Consider the following 25,864-nt stretch of genomic DNA (forward strand, 5'->3'; position numbering starts at 1 on the left):
CCCCGGTGCCTGTCAGCCCGGGGCAATCAAAATCAAAACGCCTTGATCGGCTAGGCAGCTCGCTAGCCCTAATATTGGCCGCCGGAGGTGATCGTTCCAAAGGTCGCCTTGGGCCCCAGTACGGCCGTGCCCCCGCTCGAGGTTGTGACCTGACGCCCGGATTGCCGCACCTCTTCCAGCAGCGGCAGATCGGACCCCATGGCAAAGCCACCGTCAAACGCCAGACCAAAGATGGGCTCAGCCCCATCGCGGAAATATTCGGCTACCACATAGGCCCCGGACGCACTATCGGGCAGGCGGGCGCCGGTATAGCGGTCGATCTTGATGAAATGACCGCCCTCGGGCACTTCAAACGGGCCGCCGCCGAACTTCTCGGTGGCAACCTTCATGAACTGCTGGAAGACTGGACCACACATGGTACCGCCATAGGCACCCCGCCCCATGGGTCGGGGTTGGTCAAAGCCCATGTAGCAGCCAGCAACAATATTGGAGGTAAAACCAACAAACCATACATCGCGGGAATCGTTTGTGGTCCCGGTTTTGCCCGCTGTCGGCACCGGCAGGTTGATTACACTGGAGGCCGTGCCGCGATCCACAACGCCCTTCATCATCGAGCTGAGCTGATAGGCGGTGATCGGATCCATCACCTGTTCCCGATTGGTCTCAATTCGCGGTGATTGTCCTGTCGGCAATCCTGGCGCAGAGCAATCCACACAGTCGCGATCGTCATGACGGTAGATGGTGCGGCCATACCGGTCCTGCACCCGGTCAACCAGAGTGGGCTGCACCCGCTCACCGCCATTGGCGAACATCGCATAGGCTGCCACCATCTTGTAAAGCGTGGTCTCTTCGGCGCCCAAGGAGTTGGCCAGGAAGGCCCCCATGTTGTTGTAGACGCCAAAACGTTCGGCGTAGCCTGCAACCACAGGCATGCCGACCTCCTGCGCCAGGCGGATGGTCATCAGGTTTCGCGACTGTTCAATCCCAGTCCGAAGCGGCGTTGGCCCGTAAAATTTATTCGACGAGTTCTTGGGCCGCCACAGCCCCTGGGGGGTGTTGATTTCGATCGGGGCGTCAATGACGATGGTCGCAGGGCTATAGCCACTGTCGAGCGCCGCCGCATAGACAAAGGGCTTAAAACTGGAGCCCGGCTGGCGTTGCGCCTGGGTTGCGCGGTTGAACACCGAATGCTGATAGGAGAACCCGCCCTGCATAGCCAGAACCCGGCCAGTGTTCACATCCATCGCAACAAAGCCGCCCTGCACCTCGGGAACCTGGCGCAAAGACCAGTGCCGGATACTGCCATCATCCGCCGTCACTGCGCGCACCAGCACCACATCACCCAGGGTGATATTGTCCTTGAAACTGCCCTTCATCCACTTGATGTCGTCGCGCGGCACCTCTCCGGTGCCGGTTTGACCTTCGACGCCAACCACCAGAGCCCTATCGCCAACCTCCAGCGCAACGGCAGGATACCACTTCCCCCCAAGGGTAATATCGCGGGGCACTTCGGCCTCCGCCAGGGCGTCGCGCCAGCTGGTCTCATCCGCCAGCGCCGTCTCTTCCAGAGCGACGCCAGTGCCAATCCAGACCCCGCGAGAGCGGTCGTATTTCTGCAAACCCGTGCGCAGCGCATCCGCGGCCTCGGTCTGCATCTCTGCGTCAATGGTGGCGCGCACTGACAGACCGCCGGTAAAGAACTCACCCTCGCCAAAGTCTTCAGAGAGCTGGCGGCGGATTTCATCCGAGAAGTAGTCGCGCGGCGGCAAGGTGGTGCGGAAACTGGGGAAGTCGCCATTTTGAACCGACCGCAACGGCTGCTGGATCTCCACCTTATAGACCGCTTCCGAGATATAGCCGTTTTCAAACATCTCGCGCAGCACGTAGTCGCGCCGCTCGGTCAGCCGCTCCTTGCCGCGTACCGGATGGAATTTGCCCGGCGCCTTGGGCATCGAGGCCAGGGTCGCCGCCTCATGTGGGGCCAGCTCACCCAGGGTCTTGTTGAAATAGCTCTGCGCCGCAGCCGTCACCCCGTAAGAGTTTTGACCGAGGAAAATTTCATTGAGATAGAGCTCAAGGATCTGATCCTTGCTCAGGGTTTCCTCCAACCGGGTGGCGAGGATGATTTCCTTGATTTTACGCGCAGCCTTGCGATCGCCGGACAGCAGGAAGTTTTTCATCACCTGCTGGGTGATCGTCGAGGCCCCCCGCACGTTATCGCCGCGCGAACGCACGGCTTCGACAGCGGCAGCGGCAATACCACGGGCATCATAGCCCTTGTGTGAATAGAAGTTCTTATCCTCCGCCGAGATAAAGGCCTGTTTCACCATGTCCGGAATATCCTCGGACGGGGTGAACAGGCGCCGCTCCCGGGCGAATTCGTCAATCATCCGTCCCTCACCGGAGTAGATCCGGCTGATGGTCGGCGGCTGATACTGCGACAGGGATTCGTGGCTCGGAAGATCACGTCCATAGATCCAGAAAATCGCCCCAAGCGTCAGGGCCACCATGGCAATGCCAAGCGTAATGGTGCTGAAGATGGAACCAAAGAAGGATAGAATAAACCTGAGCACAGATAGGAGCCTTTCTCGCGGGGTGTCGCCTATATAGGAGGGCGAAGGCGCGGGGTCAAAAGCGGAAACAGCGGAAAGGTGCCGCCGAGGGGGGAAAAACGCCAGTCAATGCCCCCATCAATGCGGTCTGCTTTGGCTTGCCTTAGGCAAAGCAGGCAGAGCGGCCCTAGTAAAAGGGCCCTCGGCAGCCCCTGCATTCCGGCGCTAATTCCAGGCGCACCTATTGCCGGACCAGCGCGCGCTGCGCCTCATCCTGAATGCGCCAGTCAATCAGGCCCTTCAGCATCGCAGTTGCCGTTTGCCGACGCCACTCCGGATTCTGCAGATTGGCCAGATCGCGCGCGCTGGACATAAAGCCGATCTCCACCAGAACCGAGGGGATATCGGCAGATTTCAAGACCGAAAACCCGGCAGAGCGCAGCGGTTTTCGATTGACCGGCCCAGCCTGGGCCTTGAGCCCTGATACAAGCGCCCGTGCCAGGGCTTCGCTGCGGGGCTGCGTTTCCTGACGTGCCAAATCCAGCATCACCCCGGCCACCAGATCATCGGTGTGGCTCAGATCCGTTCCCGACAGCAGGTCTGCCCGGTCGTGGCGTTCTGCCAGGCTGGCCGAAGCCACGTCAGAGGCCTCTTGCGACAGGGTATAGACGGTGGTGCCATGGGCGTGGCCCTGCGTCAGCGAATCCGCATGAAGGGAAATGAACAGATCTGCTCCGGCCTGGTGCGCCAGCGCGGTACGACGCTCCAGCGAGACAAAGTAATCCCCATCCCTGGTGACCTGCACCTCGAACTGCCCCGAACGGACGAGGGTCTCGCCCAGTTCCAGAGCGAATTGCAGCATCAGATCCTTTTCGACAATGCCCCCTGCGGCCTTGGCGCCAGGATCAATGCCGCCATGACCCGGATCCAAAACCACCAGCAACGGCGCGTTTTCATCGCGCTGAGGAATAGTCTCCAGGGCCTGGGGGGAGGGCAGGTCCCAGCGCGCATCCTGTGGTGCCCCCGAGGCCTTGGCAAATTCCGCAGCCGAACTGGGTTGCAAAGCCACCTCGAGTACCCCGGCAGCGGTGACGGGGTCGATCTCAAGCTCAGCGGCTGCAACAGCCATGGGGCCGGAGAGCGCCAGCACCATGCGCGACCAGCCCGGCACATAGGTGCCAAATTGCACTGAGCTCACGGTTTCGCCGTTCAAAAACGCCTCCGGGTCCAGCCCACTCCAGTCCACTTCCTGAAAATCAACCACCAAACGTGGCGGCTTATCCAATGTGAACAGCCGATAGGGCACACCCTGGCTGAGCCCCAGTTGGATCTTGGCCCCACCCCCGGCATCGCTGATGCGGGATATCTCGCCCAAGATCCGCGCCAGGCCACTGAACTCCTGCGCCGCAGCCACTGAACCAAAAAGGCAAAGCCCCCCCAGCCATAGGGCCGCTATTGCCGCCTTCCCTCTGCCCATCACCTGCCCCTGCTCTTTGTCTTTGGCTTCAACGCCACTGTACCGATCGCGCAGCACAGATCAAACTGGCCGCCCCCCCGTCGCCGCCTCTCTGCGCGGCTTTCAGCCGCGCGCGGCCATAAATTGCTTTAGCCGCGCCAGGCCTTCTTGGATGTCCGCCGTGCCACGCGCATAGGAGAACCGCAGGGTTGTCGCCCCGCGCTTGGGATCAAAATCCAGGCCCGGCGTCACCGCCACCCCAGCTCTTTCAAGGATTTCAGCGGCAAAACTACGGCTGTCCGTAGTCAGGTCGGACACATCGGCATAGACATAAAAGGCCCCATCTGGTGGCGCGATTTTGGTAAACCCAGCAGCAGGCAGCCCCTCCAGCATCAGCTGACGGTTGCGGGCATAGACAGAGAGGTTCTCGCGCATTTCATCCTGGCAATCCAGGGCGGCCAGCGCGGCCACCTGGCTGGCGTGAGGGGCGCAGATAAACATGTTTTGCGCCAACCGTTCGATCACCCGCACATGGTCTTCGGGCACCACCATCCAGCCCACCCGCCAGCCGGTCATGGAAAAGAACTTGGAGAAGGAGTTGATCACATAGCAGTCATTGGTGAGTTCCAGCGCGGTCACGGCCTTGGCCTCATATTCCAGCCCGTGGTAAATCTCGTCCGAAATAAAGGCGGCATCCTGCGCCCTGGCGGCCTCAATGAGTTGCCCCATGGCCGCGTGATCCAGCATTGTACCCGTCGGGTTGCCCGGCGAGGCCACCATGAGCCCGGCCAGATCCAGCCCCTCCAGATCCGCCGCCACCGGCTGCAGACGGTTCTCGGGCGCGGTTTCAATATCCACCGGCGTCAACCCCAAAGCCGAGAGGATCTGACGGTAGGAGGGATAGCCCGGCGCACCGATGCCAACCCGGTCGCCACTGTCAAACAGCGCGGTAAAACCAAGCAAGAAAGCGCCCGAAGAGCCAGGGGTCACCACCACACGCTCCGGGTTCAGGTCGACATTGTACCACTCCCCGTAAAGCTGCGCGATACGTTGCCGCAGCGCAGGCAACCCGAGCGCAACCGTATATCCCAAGCTGTTGTTCTCCAAGGCATCGGCCAGGGCACGCCGTGCCGCCATCGGTGCTCCGGTCGAGGGCTGGCCCACTTCCATATGGATAATGTGGCGCCCCTGCTCTTCGGCCTGGCGGGCGGCCTCCATTACATCCATCACAATGAAGGGATCGACGTTTGATCTGCTTGAGTTTCGCATGATGATCTCCCATGGTGCGCGCATGACTTTTGACCGTTTCTCTCGGCTGGCGTCAATCCCGGCCGTGGTATTTTGCCTATTGATCTACACCGCCAACTCGGTACAGGCGGCGTCGATCACGCTGTTGCGAGATGCGGGGATCGAACAGGGGCTTTCGCGACTGGCCGCACCGGTTCTACGGGCCGCCGGGCTGAATGCAAAACGCCTGCGCGTTCTGGTGGTGAATGACTCGCAGTTCAACGCGTTTGTCTTGGACAGCCAGACGATTTTCATCAATTACGGCCTGATCCTAAAGGTCGACAACCCCGAGATGCTGCAGGCGGTGATCGCTCATGAAGCCGCCCATATCACCAATGGGCATCTGGCGCGACGGATGCAGAACCTGCGATCAGCCGGCACCGCTGCCGGGCTTGGACTTGCCCTTGCCGCCCTGGCCGCCGCCGCCGGTGCGAGTGAAGCCGCCGGCGGGATCGCCATCGGGACACAGACCTCGGCGCTGCGGGGGTTTCTGTCCCATACCCGCGCCGAGGAAGCAGCCGCCGACCGTACCGCCGCCCGCTCACTCAAAGCCGCCGGCATTGACCCGCAGGGCCTGGTGGATCTGCACCAGATCTTTGCCGGTCAAGAGGTGTTGAGCGCTGCCAATCAGGATCCCTATATGCGCTCGCACCCCCTGAGCCGTGACAGGATCCGCGCGGCGCAAGCCTTTGTTACCTCCACCGGTCAGACCACCGCGACCAACCCCGAGTCAGACTATTGGTTTGCACGCATTCGCGGCAAGCTTTCGGCTTTCAAACGCTCCCCCAAATGGAGCCTGCGCCGCGCCAAGGAAGAGAGCCATAAGGACATCCGCCTGATGCGTGAAGCCATCGCCTATTTCAGGCGCAATGACTTGCAAAAGGCGCTGCGCAAGATCAATGCCGCCCTGGCCATTCGCCCCAATGATGCCTTCTACCACGAGCTCAAAGGCCAGATCCTGTTTGAAAACAGACGCTGGAACCCTGCCAAGGCCAGTTTTGCCCGGGCCGTGCAGCTGGTGCCCTCTAACTCATTACTTCTGGCCAGCTATGGGCGGGCGCAGCTGGCGGCAGGCGCACCAAAAGCGGCCCTGAAAACCATGGAACGCTCCCGCAGTCTGGATTTCCGCAACGCCCTGGTGCTGCGGGATATGTCCCAGGCCTATGCTCAGACCGGTCAGAATGGTATGGCCGCTCTGGTGACGGCAGAACGCTATGCTCTTGCCGGGCGTCTCGATGATGCAGGCCTCCACGCCAAACGCGCTGTCGCGCTGCTGCCACGTGGTTCTTCCACCTGGCGCCGTGCTCAGGATGTGGTGTTGGCCTATGAACAAAACCAAAAAAGGAAACGACGATGAAACCTCTTTCGCGCATGGCCACAGGGCTTGCAACCGCAGCAGCGCTAACGCTGGGCGGGCTTCCGGCGCAGGCCTTTGATCTGGGCGCTATGACCGCTGAGGAGCGCGCTGCTTTTGGCGCCGAGGTCCGGGCTTATCTGATGGAAAACCCCGAAGTGATCCTGGAAGCAGTCAATCTGCTGGAGCAACAGCAGGCAGCCAGTGAAGCCAACCGGGATCTGGCCATGGTCGCCGCCAATCTGGAAGAGCTGCACAATGACGGATACTCCTGGGTCGGCGGCAATCCCGAGGGGGACATAACTCTGGTTGAGTTCATGGACTACCGCTGTGGCTATTGCCGCAAAGCCGCGCCAGAGGTTGCCAAGCTTTTGGAAGAAGACGGGAATATCCGGCTCATCGTCAAAGAATTTCCAATTCTCGGAGAGGCCTCCGTCTTGGCCTCGCGCTTTGCAGTGGCCGCCAAACATGTGGCCGGGGATGAGGCCTACAAGCAGGTTCATGAGGCTTTGGTCGCTATTTCCAGCGATGTGAATGAGGTCACCCTGCGCCGCCTTGCAGAAGGGCTGTCGCTTGATGCCGATGCGATTTTGGCGGCGATGGATACGGAGGAGGTGACCGCTGAGCTGCGCCGCACCCGCGCCCTGGCACAAAACCTGGCGATTTCCGGCACCCCGACCTTTGTGCTGGGGAACGCGTTGCTGCGCGGCTATCTGCCTGCCGATCAGCTGAAAATCATCGTTGATGAACAGCGCGAAGAAAACAGCTGACCTAGCTGTTCACACTCAAAAAAAACAAGGGCGCCCCAACAGATGCCCTTGTTCATTTAGTCGCGCTTTTTAGCGGCCTTGATTAGCCTTCAGCCTCCAGGGCCTCTTTGGCGTCAATCTCAGCGGCCTTTTTCTCCACCTCTTCGACGATATGATCCACCATGGCCGCATTGCTCATCTTGTGGCTCGCCTTGCCCGCCAGATAGACCATGCCAGAACCGGCACCGCCGCCGGTAAAGCCCACATCGGTCATCAGCGCCTCGCCGGGGCCATTGACCACACAGCCAATGATCGACAGGCTGAGCGGCGTGTGGATATGGGCCAGACGCTCTTCCAGAGCCTCAACGGTTTTGATCACATCAAAGCCCTGCCGCGCGCAGGAGGGGCAAGAGATGATATTGACGCCGCGATGGCGCAGCCCCAGGGATTTGAGGATCTCAAAGCCAACCTTGACCTCTTCCACCGGATCTGCCGAGAGGCTGACGCGCAGGGTATCGCCAATACCCATCCACAAGAGCTGGCCCAACCCGATGGCCGATTTGATGGTGCCAGAAACAAAGCCACCGGCCTCGGTCACGCCGATATGGATCGGCGCGTCTGTGGCCTCGGCCAGCTGCATGTAGGCGGCAGAGGTCATAAAGACATCCGAGGCCTTGAGTGATATCTTGAAGTTGTGGAAGTCATGGTCCTGCAGGATCTTGATGTGATCCAACCCGCTTTCCACCATCGCATCCGGACAGGGTTCAGCATATTTGTCCAACAGGTGCTTTTCCAGCGAGCCCGCATTGACCCCAATCCGGATAGCGCAGTCATGATCACGGGCCGCCTTGATCACCTCGGCCACACGCTTTTCATCACCAATATTTCCGGGATTTATCCGCAAACAGGCCGCCCCCGCCTCGGCGGCCTCGATGCCACGTTTGTAGTGGAAATGAATATCCGCGATGATCGGCACCGGGCTCTCGGCCACGATCTGTTTCAAAGCCTTGGAAGAAGCCTCATCCGGCACTGAGACCCGCACCAGATCCGCGCCCGCCTCGGCCGCCGCCTGCACCTGTGCAACCGTCGCCGCCACATCCGTGGTCAGCGTATTGGTCATGGTCTGAACCGCAATTGGCGCATCGCCACCGATGGCTACGTTCCCGACATGGATCTGGCGGCTTTTGCGGCGCTCGATATTGCGCCAGGGGCGAATGTGATTCATCGACATACAGGCTGATCCCGGTTGACCCTTGTTGCCTGTTAGATACGGACTCTGCCGCGCAGCTGCAATGGGTCAGCCAGCCCGCTCTCTCTGGAGCGCGCGTTTTCTTTCAAAGAAAGGGATATCAAAGCGCCCTGCCAGCGCCAGCCGATAGGGCTGGCAGCGAAGGCCCGGACCTTAGTCCGTGGTCGCTTGGGTTTGCAGCGCCGCGACCATGGTCGCCAGGGCCTGGTTTTTGCCATCGGTCAGATCTGCGACCTCAAAGCGCTCCAACACACCATCCACCGACAGGTCGACATTTTTGCTCACCTGACCGCGGCCACCAACCGGGCCAAAATGATTACCATTGACGGCAAAATAGATTGCACCGCTTTCGCCCGTCCGCAGCTTGGGGGCCTCTTCGGTCAGAGGGACCGAAAAACTGTCACCAGCATTCATGATCGCTTCGAAGATGACAGAACCATCAGCCGAGGTCACCTGCACCCAAGAGGGACGCACCGCGACCATTTCAACACCGGGAGAGACCGCTTCGACCACCTGTGGCACAGCAGGCCCAGAGGGTTCGCCCGCAGGCAGGCTGGCCTCGGCGAAGGCCAGGCTGGGCAATTCTGGAACGGCGAAGTTGCCCAGGCTTCCGGGGTTGAGCGTCGCAATCGGCGCATCGCGGGCAACCAGAACCGGCACATCCAGCGCCTGAGGCCGATAGAGACGATCCAGCGCCGCGGCGGCAATATCTGTTTGATCACTGGCACTGGCATCCCCCACAGCACCGGAGCCTGCGCCCTGCAGCGGGTCAACATCAGCCAGAACCAGTGGCGTTTGCTCAACCGGGGCAAATTGCACCTGCTGCACTTCTTTCAGAATGCTGTAGCCGCCATAGCCAATCCCGGCGATCAGCCCCACCAGGACCATCAATGATCCGATGGCGCGGGGTTCGATCTGAGAAAACACGCCGCTCGCCGCAGGAGCAAAGGGGGTTGTGGGGGCGGTAAAAGCTCCGCTACCCAGTCCGCCGCTCGTGGTCACAGGCGCGGCCACCACCTTACGCGATGAAGCCTCGGACGACATGCCATGAGCGACGGCAAACCCGCTTTCACGGCAAAATGTGTCAAAGGCGACTTCTGGATCCATGTTCAGATAACGGGCGTAAGAACGCACATACCCGGCGATAAAACCGGGCGTGTCAAAAACAGAAGGATCAGAATTTTCAATTGCGGCGATGTAGGAGGCCTTGATGCGGAGCTCGCGCTGAACGTCCAGCAGGGATTTCCCCAAGGTGGCCCGCTCTCCGCGCATCATATCACCGAGGCGCAATTCATAGTCATCGAAGCTCTTGGGAGCAGAGGATTCCTCGTACTCCTTCGACTTGCGCAAAGTGAGGCGCCTAATCATGCCCGCTGTCCCATCATAGCCTGCCGCATTCGACATCTTTTGGCACTAAACGAATCACCCCATGATTCGCCCGCACCTTTTCATTAAGGGAAATATAACACACTCAATAGTTTTGAACACAAAACTGTGCGCTAACCCGCCAATTCGGCACGATTCAGCGCACAATGCGCCCAAAGACTGTCCATCGCCTTCACCAGATGGTCGATCTCGGTGGGGCCATGTACTGGTGATGGTGTGAACCGCAGCCGTTCTGTGCCGCGGGGCACGGTTGGGTAGTTGATCGGCTGCACGTAGAGGCCGAACTCGGACAACAGCATATCGCTGAGCTTTTTGGTGTGGACCGGGTCGCCCACCATTACAGGAACAATATGGCTGCCATGATCAATGATCGGCAGGCCTAGACCTTTGAGGCGCAGTTTCAGAACCTTGGCCAGCTCCTGGTGCTTTTCGCGCAGCTCCGGGTGGTCTTTGAGATAGGCCACAGAGGCCGCGGCGCCCGCTGCAACCGCAGGGGATAGCGAGGTGGTAAAGATAAAGCCCGGCGCATAGGAGCGGATTGCATCGCACATCTTGGGCGAGGCGGCGATATAGCCGCCCATCACGCCATAGGCCTTGGCCAGGGTGCCGTTGATGATATCAATGCGATGGGCCAGGTTGTCACGCTCTGTCACGCCGCCGCCGCGTGGACCATACAGGCCAACGGCATGGACCTCATCGATATAGGTCAGGGCGCCAAATTCATCGGCCAGATCACAGATCTCCTTAATCGGACCAAAATCGCCATCCATCGAATAGACTGATTCAAACGCGATCAGTTTTGGCGCCGCAGGATCGTCTGCTTCCAGCAACTCCCGTAGATGCGCAACGTCATTGTGGCGGAACACCCGCTTGGCACCACCGTTGCGGCGCACGCCCTCGATCATCGAGGCATGGTTCAGCGCATCCGAATAGATGATCAGTCCGGGAAACAGTTTTGGTAGGGTGCTCAGCGTCGCGTCATTGGCGATATAGGCCGAGGTGAACAGCAAGGCCGCCTCTTTGCCATGCAGATCCGCCAGTTCTGCCTCGAGACGTTTGTGATAGACTGTGGTGCCCGAAATGTTGCGGGTGCCGCCCGACCCTGCGCCAGTGGCATCGATCGCCTCGTGCATCGCGTCAAGCACAACCGGATTCTGTCCCATGCCGAGGTAGTCGTTGCCACACCAGACGGTGATATCCTGCGTACTGCCGTCCGGGCGGGTCCAAACCGCATGGGGAAACTGGCCGTTTTTGCGCTCAATATCGATAAAGGTGCGGTAACGCCCCTCTTCGTGAAGACGTTCAATGGCGGTGTCGAGTTTCGCGGAATAGTCCACCGGCTTCTCCATAGCTATCTCAGGCGCCCAACGTCAGGCAGCACAGGCTGTGTATCTGTCACGCAGTTTGTGGGCCACTCACCCATTCACATTCATGAATAAGTAACAAATGCGCGCGCTCAGATCAACCGGATACGCGCCACAGCCCCACACAACTTTGATACAGGTCAAATAGACCTATAGCAAAAGCCCGACAAGAAGCCCTGCGGCCCGTTTGCCGTCATTTGCGCCATTTGACCTGCGACATTTGTGAAAATTGCCGTGTATTGGAAACCAAAACCTCCCGATCCGCTCCTATTGCACCTTGGGAACGGGGCCTTGGGTCGGCGGCAGGGCCCATTCAAATCTGATGGATTCGGCCAGGCAACGCGGCGAGGTTTGCCCATATCTCTGCTCCGGTTGGTCAAGCATTTTCTCCCTGCAGTAGATCTGGCCCCCCGCATAGGAGCCTGCTAGGCTCCCGCCGATCGAACCTGAAACCCATGCTAATTGCCGGAGACCATGATGTCGCTTAACGACGTGCTTGATCGGATTGACACAGACCTAGACGCGGCCACAGAACGCCTGCTGGAACTGCTGCGCATTCAGTCCATTTCCACCGACCCCGCCTTTAAGACCGATTGCGACAAAGCCGCGGACTGGCTGGTCGCCGACCTCAACAGTCTGGGGATAAAGGCCGAAAAGCGCGTAACCCCCGGCCACCCCATGGTCGTAGGCCATGTTGGCGAAGAAAACACCGATGCGCCACATGTGCTGTTTTACGGACATTACGATGTGCAGCCGGTCGATCCGCTGAACCTGTGGAACACTCCCCCCTTTGAGCCTCAGCTGGAAGAGACCGAAAACGGCACTGTGATCCGCGGGCGCGGCGCCTCGGATGACAAGGGCCAATTGATGACCTTTGTCGAAGCCTGCCGGGCCTGGAAAGCCGTGCATGGTTCCCTGCCCTGCCGCATCACCTTCTTCTTTGAAGGCGAAGAGGAGAGCGGCTCGCCCTCCTTGGTGCCTTTTATGGAAGAACATGCCGCAGAGTTGAAAGCCGATATCGCCCTGATCTGCGACACCTCGATGGTGTCGCGCGGTGTGCCCTCCATCGCCTCGCAGCTGCGCGGCATGCTCAAGGAGGAGTTCACTCTGGTTGGCCCCAAGATCGACCTGCACTCGGGGCACTATGGCGGCCCCGGCCTCAATCCGCTGCGGGAACTCTCACGTATCATTGCCTCGCTCTACGATGAGGACAGCGGCGCTGTAGCCGTTGAAGGCTTCTATGAAGGCGTCAGCGAAGTCCCGGCAGAATTGCTGCGCCAGTGGGAAGCCTCAGGCTTTGACGCCAAGGACTATCTCGACAATGCAGGCTACACCCAGGCCCATGGCGAAAAGAAATACTCCATCCTGGAGCAGCAATGGGCCCGCCCAACACTGGAAGTGAACGGTCTTTGGGGCGGCTACAACGGCGCCGGCTCCAAAACCGTCATCCCCTCCGAGGCGCACTGCAAGATCACCTGCCGCCTGGTGGGCGACATGGACCCGGACGCGCTACAGGCCAAAATCCGCGCCCATATTGAGGCCCAGCTGAAGCCCGACTGCAAGGTGATTTGGGACAACGACAAGGAAGGCTCCAAGGCCTCGGTCATGGATATCAGTCGCCCTGAATTCGAAGCCGCACGCGGCGCGCTCAGCGACGAATGGAATCGCGAGGCGGTTTTCTGCGGCATGGGGGGATCCATCCCAATCGCGGGGTTCTTCAAATCGATCCTGGGCATGGAATCCATGCTGGTTGGCTATGCCAATGACGATGACGCCATCCATTCCCCCAATGAGAAATACGACCTGAAGAGCTTCCACAAGGGGATGCGCTCCTGGGCACGCATTCTCGACGCCCTCACCAAGTAAGCAAACAGCGGCCATAGCCAAGGACGCGCTTTGGCCGCTTCCCCTTTCCTCCTTCGCTCCAACTCTTTCACTGGAGTTTTCTTTTCTTTCTAATAGCTACCGCGCATGCGGACAGATATACCTCTGTCTTTCAAGACACTTCATTTCACAAAAATCAGGTTTGCCGATGACCCCCACTCCAAAGCCAAGCATTTTCAGAACCAACTCTGCGCGACTTGGCATGCTCTTTGCCCTCGCGGGCTCCATGATGCTGGCCGGCTGTGCCCAGACCCCAGGGCCGTCAGTCCCCTCGCAACCGGGCAAGAACCTTGCCGCAGCCAAGCTGGCACTGGCAAACTGTCATGGGGCGGCACACAAAAGAGGCAATGGCGCAGTGGCAGGCAGCTATGTCGCCGGGGTCCTCCTGGGCGGGTTGGTGGTGGGTCCCATCGTTGTGGCGTCAAATCAGGAACGGATTCGCAACAACGGCGAAGCGACCGGCGCAGATCTCTGTCTACAGCAACAGGGCTACACTCGCCGTGACCTGACACCAGAAGAGCTCCAAGCACTGAACCGCGCTGACGCCTCTCAAAGGAGAGTCATCCTCGACCATCTGATTGGCGGTGGCAGCTTGAGCGAATTGCTGGGCTGAACCGCGAAGGATTCGGCTACCATCCATGGCCGGACCTTACCCATACCGGAAAGCCCCAGGTCCAGTGCAACTCAAAGGAACCCTATTTCGGCCTACGCCCATGAATAGATGATTTTCCCACCCGTTTCTGAGGCATTCAGCCCGCCAGTTAGGAATTACTTATGAGAATTTCGCAATACTGTGCTGGTAACGCGCAAAAGTTGCGAATGGAGACGAGTAAATGCCGCAGAGCAAATTCAAACGCCCCGCCGGATTTGAGGGCACACAAAGCGATCCCGAAGAGAGCTACCGCGCAGGCTATCAGCATGGTGTCCGGATTATGCTGCGACACTTGGAATCGGAACAGAAGCTGGACATGGAACGCCTGACGAAATGGGTGAACTCTGAGCTGACACAATGGCGCCACGACACCCAGGCAGCCCCAATTCCACCAGCGCCCTAAGGCGCAGAAGCCCCACCACCTAGCATTCGGCGCAATCCTTCTTACAAGAGGGGTGTGCCCCCATCCTGCGCGAACCTAGCTGCGCAGCGTCCGCACCCAGCCAGAACGGATGGGCATCGCAGGGCTAAAAACTTCGCCGAGAGGCTGTAAGGACACGCCACAAACCATTGTGGACGTTGCTTCATTCATCAATCAACGAGATAAAAGTGGCGCGGTTGACGGGGCTCGAACCCGCGACCCCCGGCGTGACAGGCCGGTACTCTAACCAGCTGAGCTACAACCGCGCATCTATGCCTTTTCAGGCGTCCTTTCGGACAATCAAAAGAAAGTGGCGCGGTTGACGGGGCTCGAACCCGCGACCCCCGGCGTGACAGGCCGGTACTCTAACCAACTGAGCTACAACCGCGTGCTGCCCATCCAGCATCTCTGCTGAATGTTGGGCTGTAATATTCCTAGGGCTCGGGGATCGTCAAGCGGTGTTTTGGCATTTTCGACGCTTTGACGAAAAAAAATGGCTGAAACATCCTAACCATTTGATTTTCATAGCTTCAAATCCGCCTTTTTGCTCCCTAAAGGCGCCCAGGTCTCTGCCTTCTCAAGAGAGCCTCCCCCATCATCAGAACCCGACTACTGTCCTGGTGCCGTTTCTGACACCAAGCGGCACTCGGGAGTGGCTTGGCCAATGCAGCTAGACCGACCGACCGAGAGCTCACTCCTGGCCCGACCCGACATTCTGGCGCACTCGTGGCTGTCTCAAAGGAAACTCAACTGGCGGAGGTCCACACCTATTTGGCTAGAGCAAAGTGGCCATGACCCATCAAACCTGCGCCCGCCCCGACCAGTTCGGAGATGCAGCTGCATTCAATGATTTCGTCAAATTGGGCCAAGCCCGCTAGGTTCGCAAAATTTTGGAACGCCTTGCGCTTGGCATAGCGCCAACGAAACTATTCTCTATTTTCAACAGGGTGGGATGGTGGGTCGTGAGAGGCTCGAACTCCCGACATCTTCGGTGTAAACGAAGCGCTCTACCAACTGAGCTAACGACCCGATGAGCGTGGATTTAGACAAAGACCGCGGCGGGTGCAAGAGGCGAAAACTGTTTTTGTGCAAAAAAAATCAGATTACTTTAATAGCCGCTCACGGCCCTGTTCCAAAACATAGATACAGCCCTGCTCGTTTGAGAGCCTGGCCATCTCGGGCTGCGACAGCCCCAGAACGATTCCACGCATTACCTGGCCCAGCAACCCATGGGCCACAACGACCGTCGGCTCTGTCAGCGCCTGCATGAACAACAGTATTCTGCCATGGAAACTGTCATAGCCTTCACCATTGGGAGCCGCGCAAAACAGCTCCAGATGAGAGGGGTTTTGCGCCCAAATCTCGGGAAACCGCATCTCCACCTCTGGCAAAGTCATTCCCTGCAGATCCCCGGCATGAGCCTCGGCCAGACGAGGGTCCGTGGTGAAGTCGACGCCGTCGAGCGCAATCGCTGCGGTTTCTTGCGCCCGCCCAAGGGGCGAGACAAAACACTGCGGTTTCTGCGCCAAAATGGGCCGCATCAGGTCTGCCTGTTGGCGCGCATGAGATTGGCCCAGAGGGCTCAACCGTGATTCCAACTGGCCCTGGATCCGCTTTTCGGCGTTCCATTCGGTCTGCCCGTGGCGCAAAAACCAGATCTTGGGAAAGGAGGTCATGCGGCAATAAATCCTTGTATGTATCACTTGGTGGCAATCCCTACACTGTTAGCCCCGCATCTGTCGGAATGAAAGACCCGGCACTGCGGCAGCGAGAAACAGAGCGGGCGCGCGACAGCCCCCTCGACAAGGTCGCAAAAATCCGGCCTGTTAGGCGACAATCTCCCCCCCGTCCCTCACAACAGCAGTTCCAAGCGCGCCATGACACAAACGCTCTATTCCTTTCGCAGATGTCCCTATGCCATGCGCGCGCGATTAGCGCTTGCCTCGGCGACGCAGCCGGTAGCCTTGCGTGAGGTTGTTCTGCGGGACAAACCAGCCGCCTTTCTAGAGGCCTCGCCCAGCGCCACTGTGCCCTGTTTGGTCACCCCTGATCAGGTGATTGATGAAAGCCTCGACATTATGATCTGGGCCCTGCGGCGCAACGACCCGGAGGGCTGGCTGCACATGCCCGACAGTGGCTGGGATTGGATAAACCGTGCAGACGGACCTTTCAAACAGGCACTAGATCGGACCAAATACGCCAGCCGCTACCCGGATGAGGATGCGACTGCGCAGCGCCAGCAGGCGGCCCTGTTTCTGGCGGATCTAGACAAGCAAATTGACGGCTGGATTTTTGAGCACGCCACTCTCGCCGACTATGCGATCCTGCCCTTTGTTCGCCAGTTCGCCTTTATCGACAAAGCTTGGTTCGACCAGCAGCCCTGGCCTGACCTGCAGGACTGGCTCGAGCGTTTTCTGGCCAGCAGCCGATTTGCAGCAATCATGCAGAAGTATCCCCAGTGGCGCACGGGCGCTGCCGTGACGATCTTTCCCTAGCCAAAAGCCTGGAGCGACTTGGCCGAGTTTAGACCTTTGGGCAGAGCCAAGCCTGGAAGTAGACCTCTAGTCTGGCCTCCATTTTTTGATCGTCATGCAGGGCACAGAAATTCAACGCCATGACCTGTGTCAGAAAAGCCTGCATACCTTCGGCCAGCAGCTCAGCCGGGATGTCACGGCGGAAGCCTCCCCTCCTGAACCAGGCGGCTGTCAGGTCGATATACCGGCCAAAGGTCGTGGCAATTGCGCCGATTTCCTCCACCGCGGCGGCCCCGGAGAGACGCAGAATGACGTCAAAAACATAGCGTTCCTGGGTCATAAAACGCAGCAAAGGCCGATGTAACGCCACCAACTCTTCCACGGTAGCGGGAGGCGTGGCCTGCGCCATGTCATCAAGATGTCGATCTATCCCCGCCCCGATCAACAGATCCATCAGGGCGTCTTTGTCTTTGAAATGGGAAAAAAAAGTGCCCTTGGCAACACCGGCGCCTTGCACCACCTCTTCGGTTCTAAGAGCCGCATAGCCGTTTTGCGCCACCAATTGCGTGGCCACGGCCATAAGCCGGGCGCGGGTTTCCAGAGTTCGTTTCTGCATCTGTTTTATCATGGTCCCCTTGCTGACACGTGTGCCGCGAATGGTCAAACCACCACAAGTCCCCTCACATTAAATTGACTGCGGTCATTTTAATATTGACTACGGTCAGTTTGTGCAAATAAATGACCGCAGTCAATTACTGGAGCCCCCGATGACCCGAATCTTTATTCTCAACGGCCACCCAGCCGAAACCTCCCTGTCCAAAGACTTGAGCCTCACCTATGAACGCACCGCCAAGGCAAATGGCCATGAGGTTCGTATCTTGCATCTGCATGATTTGAAGTTTGACATCGACTACGGCTATGCAGGCTACACAAATGTCAAACCTCTGGAGCCGGATTTGCAGAGCTTTTTCAGTGACCTGGAATGGTGCGAGCATTTTGTGGTGACCACGCCCATGTGGTGGGGCGGGCTGCCCGGGAAATTGAAGGGGCTGTTTGACCGCACCCTGCTACCGGGACGTGCCTTTGACACTCATAACACCACGCTCGGCATGCCCGCCCCCATGCTCAGGGGGCGCAGCAGCCGGGTGATTGTCACCGCTGACACGCCAAAATTCCTACTGTGGCTGCTCTATGGCAATGCAATGCTGCGCCAAACCGAACGCCAGATTCTGGGCTTTATTGGTCTAAAGCCAGTCAAGACCAGCTATTTTGCCCCTGCCTCGCACCCCAAGCCCAAGGCCGTAAGCCGCCTGCTTGAGCGGGTGCAGAAACTGGCCGCAAAGGCCGCATGAGCCAGCACGAGGGAAAAGGAGCCGGAGCCTGCGCTCTTTCTAACTGCACAAAGAGCACCGCAGTCACCGGCTCGTCCCGCCTACCCTTTGGACTTCAGACGAAACCGTTGGATTTTCCCGGTTTCTGTCTTGGGCAATTCCTTGGTGAAAACCACTGAACGCGGGTATTTAAACGGAGCGATACTGGCCTTCACATGGTCTTGCAACTGCTTCACCACCCCGTCAGAGGGAACATAGCCTGCGGTGAGCACCACATGCGCTTCGACGATCGCGCCCCGCGCCTCGTCAGGTGCCCCAATCACTGCGCATTCTGACACGGCCTCATGCGACAGGAGAGCCGCCTCCACCTCGGGTCCTGCAATATTGTAGCCTGATGAGATGATCATATCGTCGTTGCGAGCAGCAAAATGCAGGTAACCCTCTGCGTCCATCCGGAAGCTGTCGCCCGTCACATTCCACCCGTCCAGAACATAAGAGCCTTGCCGGGTATCCGCCAGATAGCGGCAACCCGTTGGCCCTTTGACCGCCAGACGCCCGACCTCTCCTCGCGGCACCTCCTGCCCCTGCGCATCCAAGATCCGCACCTGATAGCCCGATACTGGTTTGCCAGTGCAGGCAGGCCGGTGATCGGAAAACCGGTTGGTGATAAAGATATGCAGCATCTCGGTCGCCCCGATCCCATCCAACATCGGTTTACCGGTCTTGACGATCCAATCCTCATAGACCGGCGAGGGCAGAGTCTCACCCGCCGAAACCGCCGCCCTAAGCGAGGAGAGATCTGCCCCCTCCTCCATCGCCTGCAACATCACCCGATAAGCCGTTGGCGCGGTAAAGCAAACTGTGGCCCGGTACTTCTGAATAATCTCAATCAGGTTTGGCGGAGAGGCATTTTCCAACAATGTCGCCGCCGCACCAAAGCGCAGTGGAAAAATCGCCAAGCCTCCTAGACCAAAGGTAAAGGCCAGCGGCGGTGAGCCAATAAAGACGTCCTCGGGCTGAACATCCAGGACTTCACGCGCATAGCCATCAGCAATGATGAGCAGATCCCTGTGAAAATGCATCGTCGCCTTGGGCGTCCCCGTGGTGCCCGAGGTAAAGCCCAAGAGCGCCACATCATCGCGGCCGGTCTCTACCGCCTTGTAGGTCACCGGTTTCTCCAGTGCCAAGCGATCCAGTTCTGCATCATGGCTGAAGGTACCATCAAAGCCGACAACCGACTTCAGATAGGATGACTCCTTGGCGCAGCTCACCAGTTCTTCCATCAGACGGGTGTCGCACAGAGCGTGGCTGATCTCTGCCTTATCGACAATCTGCGTGAGCTCGCCGGCGCGCAGCATCGGCATAGTATTGACCACCACAGCCCCCACCTTGGTTGCCGCCAACCAACAGGCCACCATGGCCGGGTTGTTGGCCGAGCGGATCAAAACACGGTTGCCGGGCTTAACCCCTAGGTCCTCACTCAGCACATGGGCCAGCCGGTTGGTCCAGTCGGATAACTCTTTATAGGTGCGCCGCCTGCCATTGCCGATCAGCGCTATCCGGTCGCCATACCCTTTCGCCACCATGGCATCGGTCAGCTCGACCCCGACGTTCAGCCGCTCAGGATAGTCAAAGCCATCCAGCAGGAAGTCCGGCCATTGATCCTGCGGCGGCAGATTGTCCCGGGTGAATGTATCGCTATGTGCGCTCGCTCCCAGCATCTCACCTGCCCCCCTGAAATGCGCCAAGGGTCTGCCGCGCAATCACCACCCGCTGCACATCCGAGGCTCCCTCATAGATGCGCAGAGCCCGAATGTCGCGATATAGCTCCTCGACCTTCTGGCCATGGCGCACCCCATCACCGCCATGCAGCTGCACTGCCTTGTCGATAACCTGCTGCGCCTGATCGGTGGAAAACAATTTGGCCATGGCCGCCTCGCGGGTCACCCGCGCCGCGCCGCTGTCCTTGGCCCAGGCCGCGCGGTAAACCAATAATGCAGCGGCATCCACATCCAGCGCCATATCAGCGATGTGGCCCTGGACCATCTGCAACTCAAACAGCGGCGCCCCCTGCACCTGCCGACTCGTGACCCGCTCCAGGGCCTCATCCAGCGCTCGACGCGCAAAGCCTAGCGCCGCTGCCGCCACGGTAGAGCGGAACACATCCAGCACCGACATGGCAATTTTGAAGCCCGCGCCGGGCAGTCCGATAAGAGCCGATTTGGGGATCCGGCAATCAGTGAAGCGCAGGGTGGCCAGAGGGTGTGGGGCAATCACCTGCTGACGTTCCACAACTTCGAATCCTGGCAGACCTGCGGGCACAATAAACGCCGACAGCCCTTTGGCCCCTGGCGCCTCTCCAGTGCGGGCAAACAGCGTATAGACATCGGCAATGCCGCCATTGGAAATCCAGGTCTTTTCTCCATTCAACACATAATGGTCGCCCTCAAGCGAGGCTGTCATGGTTGAATTGGCCACATCCGATCCTGATTGAGGCTCAGTCAGAGCAAAAGCAGAAATCGCCTGACCACTGCGGGTCAATGGCAGCCATTCCGCCTGCTGGGCTGGTGAGCCAAACAATGAGATCGCCCCGGTGCCCAACCCCTGCATGGCAAAGGCAAAATCAGCCAGGCCATCATGGCGGGCCAGAGTTTCCCGGATCAGGCAAAGGCTGCGCACATCCAGGGTTTCCCCCGCCATTGCACCGCTGAGCTGCGTCCAGCCACCCGCGCCTAAGGCGGCAACCAGGCTGCGGCAGGCCGCATCCACATCGCCGTGATCAATGCCACCCAGATGTTGCCCAGCCCAAACCTCCAGCGCATCAGCCAGCTCGCGATGCCGTTCCTCAAAGAACGGCCAGCTCAAATAGCTTCGATCTGCCATCTTTCCCTCCCAGTATCATCTTTCCGCAAATATTCCCGCCGGAGGCATCCCCCGATGCCTCAAACGACACTCTGGCGGCTCAATCGCCTTGAAAAACCGGCTTTTCCTTATTCACAAAGGCATGATAGGCGCGCTCAAAATCAGCCGTCTGCATGCAGATCGCCTGCGCCTGGGCTTCGGCCTCGATGGCCTGCTCGATCGACATTGACCACTCCTGCGCCAACATGGTCTTGGTCATCATATTGCCAAAATTCGGCCCTGCAGCGATACGCGCCGCCAATGCCTGTGCCTCAGCCTCCAGGTCCGAGGCCGCCACCAGCCGGTTATGAAAGCCCCAGGCCACACCTTCTTCTGCACTCATCGAGCGCCCGGTATAGAGCAGCTCTGCCGCACGACCCTGGCCGATGATCCGGGGCAGGATGGCACAGGCGCCCATGTCGCAGCCCGCCAGGCCAACGCGGGTGAACAAAAAGGCCGTCTTGGCGTCTGGCGTGGCAATCCGCAGGTCTGATGCCATGGCTATAATTGCGCCTGCACCCACACAGATGCCATCAATCGCCGCAATCACCGGCTTTCCGCAATTCACAATCGCCTTGACCAGATCCCCGGTCATACGGGTAAAGGCCAGCAGTTCCTTCATGCTCATCTTGGTCAGCGGGCCAATGATATCATGCACATCACCGCCCGAGCTGAAGTTGCCACCATTGGAGGCAAAGACCACGGCTTTGATCTCATCATCATAATGCAGGGCACGAAACCAATCCCGCAGCTCACCGTAGCTGTCAAAGGTCAGCGGGTTTTTGCGCTCTGGCCGATCCAGGGAGACGGTGGCAATCCCGTCTTCCACCCGGCAAAGAAAGTATTTGGTGTCGATCTGTGTCATTGCGCCTCGTCCTCATTGTCCAATCGCCGCGCCACCGCATCCAGGGCCACGGCCATGCTCTGGGCCGCCTCGGGCGCCAAAGCGGCAAAAATTTCGTCAATCCAGGCTTCATGCGCCGCAGCCTGGCGGCCAAACTCTGCTTCCCCCTCCGGGGTGAGCCGCACCCGACTGGCGCGGCGGTCACCCGGCACTTTTTCGCGCAGCACATGGCCGTCTTCGACCAGCCGCTCGACAATGCCGGTGACATTGCCGTTGGAAACTTTTAGCACGCTGGACAACTCACTCATCTTCAGCCCCGCCCCATGCTGCGACAGCGCCGCCATGACGTCAAACCGGGGTAAGGTGGTCGCAAACTCCCGCCGCAGGTTCTCGCGCAGCGCGCTCTCAACGCTGCGGCTTGCCTTCAAAAGCCGCAGCCAGAGCCGCAACCGGTCTTTCGAGATATCCGTATCGCTCAAATTTCACCTCCAGAAATGGGCAGCGCTGCGCCGTTCACCGATCCTGTCGCCTCCCCCGCCAGCCACAGCGCTGCGGCAGCGACCTCACCGGGCTGAATAAAGCGATCCTGAGGATTACCCCGGCGCAGGGATTTTGCAGCCTGCTCGCGCGACAGGCCCGTTTTTGCCACGATCAGCTCCAGAGAGTTTTCAAGCAATGGTGTCTCAATAAAGCCCGGGCAAAGGGCATTCACTGTCACGCCGGTTCTCGCCATTTCAACCGAAAGGGCACGTGTTAGCCCAAGCACCCCATGTTTTGCAGCACAATATCCTGAGACATAGGGATATCCCTTCAGGCCAGCGGTCGAGGCAACAGCAATCAAACGGCCCCAGCCAGCAGCCTTCATGCCAGGGAGACAGGCCTGCCACAGATTGAAGACCCCCAGCAGGTTGACCCCGAGGGCATCGGAAAAATCAGATACCTCCATCTGTTCAAAGGCCTTGGAGGGCGCAGCCCCTGCGTTGGCCAGAGCGATATCCACAGTGCCTTGCGCCGCGCGGGCCTTTGCAATTGCCAGATCCAGACTGTCCCGCTCTGTCACATCACAGGTCAGCGGCAGTGCTCCGGTCTCGGTCGCAACCTCCTGCAGAGCCTCCAGCCGACGGCCAAGTATGGTCACTCGCGCGCCCTGCGTCGAAAATTGCCGGGCGAGCTCTGCGCCCAGTCCAGAGCCCCCGCCTGTAATCACAACATGTTTTCCGTCAAAGCTCATGCCCGGATCACCTCGGCTTCGCGATCTGCCAAACGCCAGGCCTGGTCCCGCCCGGCCTGATAGGGCAGCGGCCAGTCTGCGTGGCGATCGCCAATTTTGCTGGCTTCATGCAAGGCCCAGTAAGGATCCGCCAGATGTGGTCGCCCGACGCAAACCAGATCCGCGCGCCCCGCCATCAGGATGGAATTGGCATGATCCGCCTCGTAGATATTGCCAACCGCCATAGTCGCCAGACCTGCTTCGTTGCGAATGCGGTCCGAAAACGGCGTCTGAAACATCCGCCCATAGACCGGCTGGCCCTCGACCGAGGTCTGCCCCGCCGACACATCAATGATATCAACACCTGCTTCAGAAAAGGCCCGCGCGATCTCCACCGCGTCTTCTGGCGTGACACCATCTTCGCCCAGCCAATCGGTCGCAGAGATCCGCACCGACATGGGCTTTTCCGCAGGCCAGGCTGCTCGCATGGCAGCAAAAACTTCCAATGGGTAGCGCATCCGATTTTCCAAAGATCCACCATAGGAATCTGTGCGAATGTTCGATTTGGGCGAAATGAAAGAGGAGATCAAATACCCATGCGCCGCATGAAGTTCGATCATGTCAAAGCCACTGCGCGCCGCCATCTCGGCAGCGGCGGCAAATTCGCCCTTGATCTCAGCCATTTCCGCCAGGGTGATTTCGCGCGGGGTGGCATTCTCCGGCGACCAAGGCAGAGGTGACGCCGAAACCAGATCCCAATTCCCGCTCGCCAGCGGCGCGTCCATTTTCTCCCAGCCAACCTGTGTAGAGCCCTTGCGCCCTGCATGACCGATTTGACAGCAGATCTTGGCGCCTGTCTCCTGATGCACAAAATCCACCAAACGCTTCCAGGCCTGCTCATGCTCTGGCGCATAAAGCCCAGGACATCCGGGTGTGATCCGCCCTGTGGGACTGACACAAGTCATTTCCGTGTAAACCAGCCCGGCCCCGCCCTTGGCCCGCTCGCCATAATGAATCAAATGCCAATCATTCGGACAGCCATCCACAGCCTTGTACTGCGCCATAGGCGAGACAACGATACGGTTCTGCAAAACCATGTCACGCAATTGATAGGGAGCAAACATCGGCGGGCGAACTGGGGCAGTTTCCGGCGCTCCAGCCTGTTCCTGAAACCATTTTTCAGCCGAAGCCAACCATTCTGGATCGCGCAAACGCAGGTTCTCATGAGAGATCCGTTGACTGCGGGTGAGCAGCGAATAGTTGAACTGCACTGGATCCATGCCAAGATAGCGTTCAACATCCTCAAACCACTCCAGCGAGTTGCGCGCCGCCGATTGCAGGCGCAGCACATCCAGGCGGCGTTCCTCCTGATATCGCTCAAAGGCGCGCTCCAAACTGGGTTCTGTTGAGATCAGCTCGGCCAGGGCAATGGCACTGTCAAAGGCCAGTCGTGACCCCGACCCAATCGAGAAATGCGCCGTTGCAGAAGCATCGCCCAGCAGGACAACATTTTCATGATGCCACTTGTCACAAAGCACCCGTGGGAAATTGATCCAGACAGCCGATCCGCGCAGGTGGTCGGCATTTGACATCAACGCATGGCCGCCCAGATGATCGGCAAAGATCTCCTCGCAGGTGCGAATGATCTCCTCCTTAGACATATCTTCAAAACCCCAGCGCTCCCAGGTCTCGCCCGAGCATTCAACGATCACCGTCGCGGTGTCTTCATCGAACTGATAGGCATGAATCCAGACCCAGCCATGTTTGGTTTTTTCAAATACAAAGGTAAAAGCGTCATCAAACTTCTGATGGGTTCCCAGCCAGATGAACTTGCAGGGGCGTACGTCGATATTCGGTTTGAAATGATCGGCAAACTCGCTGCGGACTGCAGAGTTCAAGCCGTCACATCCCACCACGATATCGTAGTCTTTCTGATAGGCCGAGGCTGGCTTGGCCCGGGACTCAAAGCGCAGATCCACCCCAAGTTCGCGGGCGCGTTCCTGCAGGATCAACAGCATCTTCTTACGGCCAATGCCTGCAAAACCATGACCCTGTGAGACAGTCCTCACCCCGTCTTGAACCACTGCGATATCATCCCAATAGGCAAAACTTTCCTTGATCGCCAAGGCGGTTTCTGGGTCGTTTTGGCTTAGATTCTCTAGGGCATCATCAGACAAGACAACCCCCCACCCAAAAGTATCGTCAGCCTTGTTTTGCTCAAACACCGTCACGTCGGCCTCCGGCAGCCGAAGCTTCATTGAGATTGCAAAATAGAGCCCGGCTGGCCCCCCACCCAAACATGCAACTTTCATGACCCTTGCCCCCTGAAACCAAAATATGGGGTCAAGATAAGAGAGCATGAGAAACTTTCAAGTTTAAAGTTTCATACTTGAAGTTTTTGAGCTCACCTCCCCCCTATCGCCGCTTTGATCTCTGCGTCGAACTGGAGATGGACAAGCCAAAGGGATCTGGGACAATTGCAAATCAAAACTTCTGGACAATCAAATTTAACTAATTTTAACAAATCTTTAAAGCGCAAAGCTCTGTGGGTAACCTTGTGGAGAGGTAAGGCGTAAAAAGATAGATGAAGCCGCAGCCCCCGCAGGAGCCCCCCCAATCTTGCCCTAACATTCATCAAAAACCCGGTCATTTTCCACCTCTGTCGCACGGAGATAGATGTTGTCAAAAAGAATCCACCCGAAAACCTAAAAATTATTGAAAATAGACAATTATCCTAGATTTTCGGTAGA

21 protein-coding genes and 3 tRNA genes are annotated in these 25,864 nt (G+C 58.7%); 7 read left to right on the plus strand and 17 right to left on the minus strand.

The window, feature by feature from the left end:
- Positions 1-68: 68 nt before the first annotated feature.
- The 3 genes from AN476_RS03060 to AN476_RS03070 all read right to left on the minus strand — a co-directional run bounded on the left by AN476_RS03060 (position 69) and on the right by AN476_RS03070 (position 5,277).
- On the minus strand, positions 69-2,573 hold the full coding sequence (locus AN476_RS03060; RefSeq protein ID WP_054459515.1) for a penicillin-binding protein 1A: 2,505 nt from the start codon (positions 2,571-2,573) through the stop codon (positions 69-71).
- A gap of 220 nt (positions 2,574-2,793) precedes the next feature.
- A complete protein-coding gene (locus AN476_RS03065) occupies positions 2,794-4,029 on the minus strand; it encodes an N-acetylmuramoyl-L-alanine amidase (RefSeq protein WP_054459712.1) in 1,236 nt (411 codons plus the stop codon).
- A 102-nt stretch (positions 4,030-4,131) separates the two neighbouring features.
- Positions 4,132-5,277 carry a pyridoxal phosphate-dependent aminotransferase gene (locus tag AN476_RS03070; RefSeq protein WP_054459516.1) on the minus strand — a complete coding sequence of 382 codons (1,146 nt, stop codon included), beginning with the start codon at positions 5,275-5,277 and terminating at the stop codon, positions 4,132-4,134.
- Here AN476_RS03070 and AN476_RS03075 point away from each other — a divergent pair.
- Positions 5,276-6,652 (plus strand): M48 family metalloprotease, encoded by a 1,377-nt coding sequence (locus AN476_RS03075; RefSeq protein ID WP_054459517.1) that lies wholly within the window; start codon positions 5,276-5,278, stop codon positions 6,650-6,652. The two genes, AN476_RS03070 and AN476_RS03075, sit on opposite strands and share 2 nt — an antisense overlap.
- The gene (locus tag AN476_RS03080; RefSeq protein ID WP_054459518.1) at positions 6,649-7,419 is read left to right on the plus strand and encodes a DsbA family protein; all 771 of its coding nucleotides are present in this window, start codon (positions 6,649-6,651) and stop codon (positions 7,417-7,419) included. The genes AN476_RS03075 and AN476_RS03080 overlap by 4 nt, the downstream gene beginning before the upstream one ends.
- A gap of 82 nt (positions 7,420-7,501) precedes the next feature.
- On the opposite strand, the gene ispG is transcribed toward AN476_RS03080, so the two are convergent.
- From ispG to hemA, 3 genes are all read right to left on the minus strand, one after another.
- Complete coding sequence (gene ispG / locus AN476_RS03085) at positions 7,502-8,629, minus strand: flavodoxin-dependent (E)-4-hydroxy-3-methylbut-2-enyl-diphosphate synthase (RefSeq protein ID WP_054459519.1); 1,128 nt, start codon at positions 8,627-8,629, stop codon at positions 7,502-7,504.
- Between the two features lie 171 nt (positions 8,630-8,800).
- The gene (locus AN476_RS03090) at positions 8,801-10,015 is read right to left on the minus strand and encodes a RodZ domain-containing protein (protein WP_054459713.1); all 1,215 of its coding nucleotides are present in this window, start codon (positions 10,013-10,015) and stop codon (positions 8,801-8,803) included.
- A 131-nt stretch (positions 10,016-10,146) separates the two neighbouring features.
- Positions 10,147-11,370, minus strand: a complete 1,224-nt coding sequence (gene hemA / locus AN476_RS03095; RefSeq protein ID WP_054459714.1) for a 5-aminolevulinate synthase — start codon at positions 11,368-11,370, stop codon at positions 10,147-10,149.
- 504 nt (positions 11,371-11,874) lie between these two features.
- On the opposite strand from hemA, the gene AN476_RS03100 reads away from it, so the two are divergent.
- From AN476_RS03100 to AN476_RS03110, 3 genes are all read left to right on the plus strand, one after another.
- On the plus strand, positions 11,875-13,263 hold the full coding sequence (locus AN476_RS03100; RefSeq protein ID WP_054459520.1) for a M20/M25/M40 family metallo-hydrolase: 1,389 nt from the start codon (positions 11,875-11,877) through the stop codon (positions 13,261-13,263).
- A 220-nt stretch (positions 13,264-13,483) separates the two neighbouring features.
- Positions 13,484-13,894, plus strand: coding sequence for a hypothetical protein (locus AN476_RS03105; protein ID WP_054459521.1), 411 nt, complete (start codon positions 13,484-13,486; stop codon positions 13,892-13,894).
- Between the two features lie 220 nt (positions 13,895-14,114).
- Positions 14,115-14,336, plus strand: coding sequence for a hypothetical protein (locus AN476_RS03110; protein WP_054459522.1), 222 nt, complete (start codon positions 14,115-14,117; stop codon positions 14,334-14,336).
- Positions 14,337-14,543: 207 nt separating this feature from the next.
- Here the strand turns inward: AN476_RS03110 and AN476_RS03115 are convergent.
- The 4 genes from AN476_RS03115 to AN476_RS03130 all read right to left on the minus strand — a co-directional run bounded on the left by AN476_RS03115 (position 14,544) and on the right by AN476_RS03130 (position 16,030).
- Positions 14,544-14,620 (minus strand) — tRNA-Asp (locus AN476_RS03115).
- Between the two features lie 45 nt (positions 14,621-14,665).
- Positions 14,666-14,742: transfer RNA gene (locus AN476_RS03120), tRNA-Asp, on the minus strand.
- Between the two features lie 565 nt (positions 14,743-15,307).
- A tRNA-Val gene (locus AN476_RS03125) sits at positions 15,308-15,383 on the minus strand.
- Positions 15,384-15,457: 74 nt separating this feature from the next.
- Entirely contained in the window at positions 15,458-16,030 is a 573-nt protein-coding gene (locus AN476_RS03130) for a histidine phosphatase family protein (RefSeq protein WP_054459523.1), read from the minus strand.
- A 201-nt stretch (positions 16,031-16,231) separates the two neighbouring features.
- Between AN476_RS03130 and AN476_RS03135 the strand changes: the two genes are divergently transcribed.
- A complete protein-coding gene (locus tag AN476_RS03135; RefSeq protein WP_054459524.1) occupies positions 16,232-16,849 on the plus strand; it encodes a glutathione S-transferase in 618 nt (205 codons plus the stop codon).
- Between the two features lie 28 nt (positions 16,850-16,877).
- On the opposite strand, the gene AN476_RS03140 is transcribed toward AN476_RS03135, so the two are convergent.
- Positions 16,878-17,444, minus strand: coding sequence for a TetR/AcrR family transcriptional regulator (locus AN476_RS03140; RefSeq protein ID WP_083464231.1), 567 nt, complete (start codon positions 17,442-17,444; stop codon positions 16,878-16,880).
- A gap of 151 nt (positions 17,445-17,595) precedes the next feature.
- On the opposite strand from AN476_RS03140, the gene AN476_RS03145 reads away from it, so the two are divergent.
- On the plus strand, positions 17,596-18,180 hold the full coding sequence (locus AN476_RS03145; RefSeq protein WP_054459526.1) for an NAD(P)H-dependent oxidoreductase: 585 nt from the start codon (positions 17,596-17,598) through the stop codon (positions 18,178-18,180).
- An 80-nt stretch (positions 18,181-18,260) separates the two neighbouring features.
- On the opposite strand, the gene AN476_RS03150 is transcribed toward AN476_RS03145, so the two are convergent.
- The 6 genes from AN476_RS03150 to AN476_RS03175 all read right to left on the minus strand — a co-directional run bounded on the left by AN476_RS03150 (position 18,261) and on the right by AN476_RS03175 (position 25,426).
- Positions 18,261-19,880 (minus strand): AMP-binding protein, encoded by a 1,620-nt coding sequence (locus AN476_RS03150; protein WP_054459527.1) that lies wholly within the window; start codon positions 19,878-19,880, stop codon positions 18,261-18,263.
- 1 nt (position 19,881) lies between these two features.
- Positions 19,882-21,042, minus strand: coding sequence for an acyl-CoA dehydrogenase family protein (locus AN476_RS03155; RefSeq protein ID WP_054459528.1), 1,161 nt, complete (start codon positions 21,040-21,042; stop codon positions 19,882-19,884).
- A 79-nt stretch (positions 21,043-21,121) separates the two neighbouring features.
- A complete protein-coding gene (locus AN476_RS03160) occupies positions 21,122-21,925 on the minus strand; it encodes an enoyl-CoA hydratase family protein (protein WP_054459529.1) in 804 nt (267 codons plus the stop codon).
- Complete coding sequence (locus tag AN476_RS03165) at positions 21,922-22,383, minus strand: MarR family winged helix-turn-helix transcriptional regulator (protein ID WP_054459530.1); 462 nt, start codon at positions 22,381-22,383, stop codon at positions 21,922-21,924. Before AN476_RS03165 ends, AN476_RS03160 begins: the two co-directional genes overlap by 4 nt.
- Positions 22,380-23,135, minus strand: coding sequence for an SDR family NAD(P)-dependent oxidoreductase (locus tag AN476_RS03170; RefSeq protein WP_054459531.1), 756 nt, complete (start codon positions 23,133-23,135; stop codon positions 22,380-22,382). The genes AN476_RS03165 and AN476_RS03170 overlap by 4 nt, the downstream gene beginning before the upstream one ends.
- Positions 23,132-25,426 (minus strand): bifunctional salicylyl-CoA 5-hydroxylase/oxidoreductase, encoded by a 2,295-nt coding sequence (locus AN476_RS03175; RefSeq protein ID WP_054459715.1) that lies wholly within the window; start codon positions 25,424-25,426, stop codon positions 23,132-23,134. The genes AN476_RS03170 and AN476_RS03175 overlap by 4 nt, the downstream gene beginning before the upstream one ends.
- Positions 25,427-25,864: the final 438 nt, after the last annotated feature.

The sequence above is a fragment of the Phaeobacter sp. 11ANDIMAR09 genome, from assembly GCF_001294455.1.
GTDB lineage: Bacteria > Pseudomonadota > Alphaproteobacteria > Rhodobacterales > Rhodobacteraceae > Pseudophaeobacter.

What these genes read in the sequence shown, in the direction of transcription:
- AN476_RS03065 (WP_054459712.1), bottom strand. Translation starts at nt 4,029, where the DNA reads ATGGGCAGAGGGAAGGCGGCAATAGCGGCCCTATGGCTGGGGGGGCTT.
- AN476_RS03075 (WP_054459517.1), top strand. Translation starts at nt 5,276, where the DNA reads ATGATGATCTCCCATGGTGCGCGCATGACTTTTGACCGTTTCTCTCGG.
- AN476_RS03070 (WP_054459516.1), bottom strand. Translation starts at nt 5,277, where the DNA reads ATGCGAAACTCAAGCAGATCAAACGTCGATCCCTTCATTGTGATGGAT.
- AN476_RS03080 (WP_054459518.1), top strand. Translation starts at nt 6,649, where the DNA reads ATGAAACCTCTTTCGCGCATGGCCACAGGGCTTGCAACCGCAGCAGCG.
- ispG (WP_054459519.1), bottom strand. Translation starts at nt 8,629, where the DNA reads ATGTCGATGAATCACATTCGCCCCTGGCGCAATATCGAGCGCCGCAAA.
- AN476_RS03090 (WP_054459713.1), bottom strand. Translation starts at nt 10,015, where the DNA reads ATGATTAGGCGCCTCACTTTGCGCAAGTCGAAGGAGTACGAGGAATCC.
- AN476_RS03100 (WP_054459520.1), top strand. Translation starts at nt 11,875, where the DNA reads ATGTCGCTTAACGACGTGCTTGATCGGATTGACACAGACCTAGACGCG.
- AN476_RS03105 (WP_054459521.1), top strand. Translation starts at nt 13,484, where the DNA reads ATGCTCTTTGCCCTCGCGGGCTCCATGATGCTGGCCGGCTGTGCCCAG.
- AN476_RS03110 (WP_054459522.1), top strand. Translation starts at nt 14,115, where the DNA reads ATGCCGCAGAGCAAATTCAAACGCCCCGCCGGATTTGAGGGCACACAA.
- AN476_RS03130 (WP_054459523.1), bottom strand. Translation starts at nt 16,030, where the DNA reads ATGACCTCCTTTCCCAAGATCTGGTTTTTGCGCCACGGGCAGACCGAA.
- AN476_RS03135 (WP_054459524.1), top strand. Translation starts at nt 16,232, where the DNA reads ATGACACAAACGCTCTATTCCTTTCGCAGATGTCCCTATGCCATGCGC.
- AN476_RS03140 (WP_083464231.1), bottom strand. Translation starts at nt 17,444, where the DNA reads ATGCAGAAACGAACTCTGGAAACCCGCGCCCGGCTTATGGCCGTGGCC.
- AN476_RS03145 (WP_054459526.1), top strand. Translation starts at nt 17,596, where the DNA reads ATGACCCGAATCTTTATTCTCAACGGCCACCCAGCCGAAACCTCCCTG.
- AN476_RS03150 (WP_054459527.1), bottom strand. Translation starts at nt 19,880, where the DNA reads ATGCTGGGAGCGAGCGCACATAGCGATACATTCACCCGGGACAATCTG.
- AN476_RS03155 (WP_054459528.1), bottom strand. Translation starts at nt 21,042, where the DNA reads ATGGCAGATCGAAGCTATTTGAGCTGGCCGTTCTTTGAGGAACGGCAT.
- AN476_RS03160 (WP_054459529.1), bottom strand. Translation starts at nt 21,925, where the DNA reads ATGACACAGATCGACACCAAATACTTTCTTTGCCGGGTGGAAGACGGG.
- AN476_RS03170 (WP_054459531.1), bottom strand. Translation starts at nt 23,135, where the DNA reads ATGAGCTTTGACGGAAAACATGTTGTGATTACAGGCGGGGGCTCTGGA.
- AN476_RS03175 (WP_054459715.1), bottom strand. Translation starts at nt 25,426, where the DNA reads ATGAAAGTTGCATGTTTGGGTGGGGGGCCAGCCGGGCTCTATTTTGCA.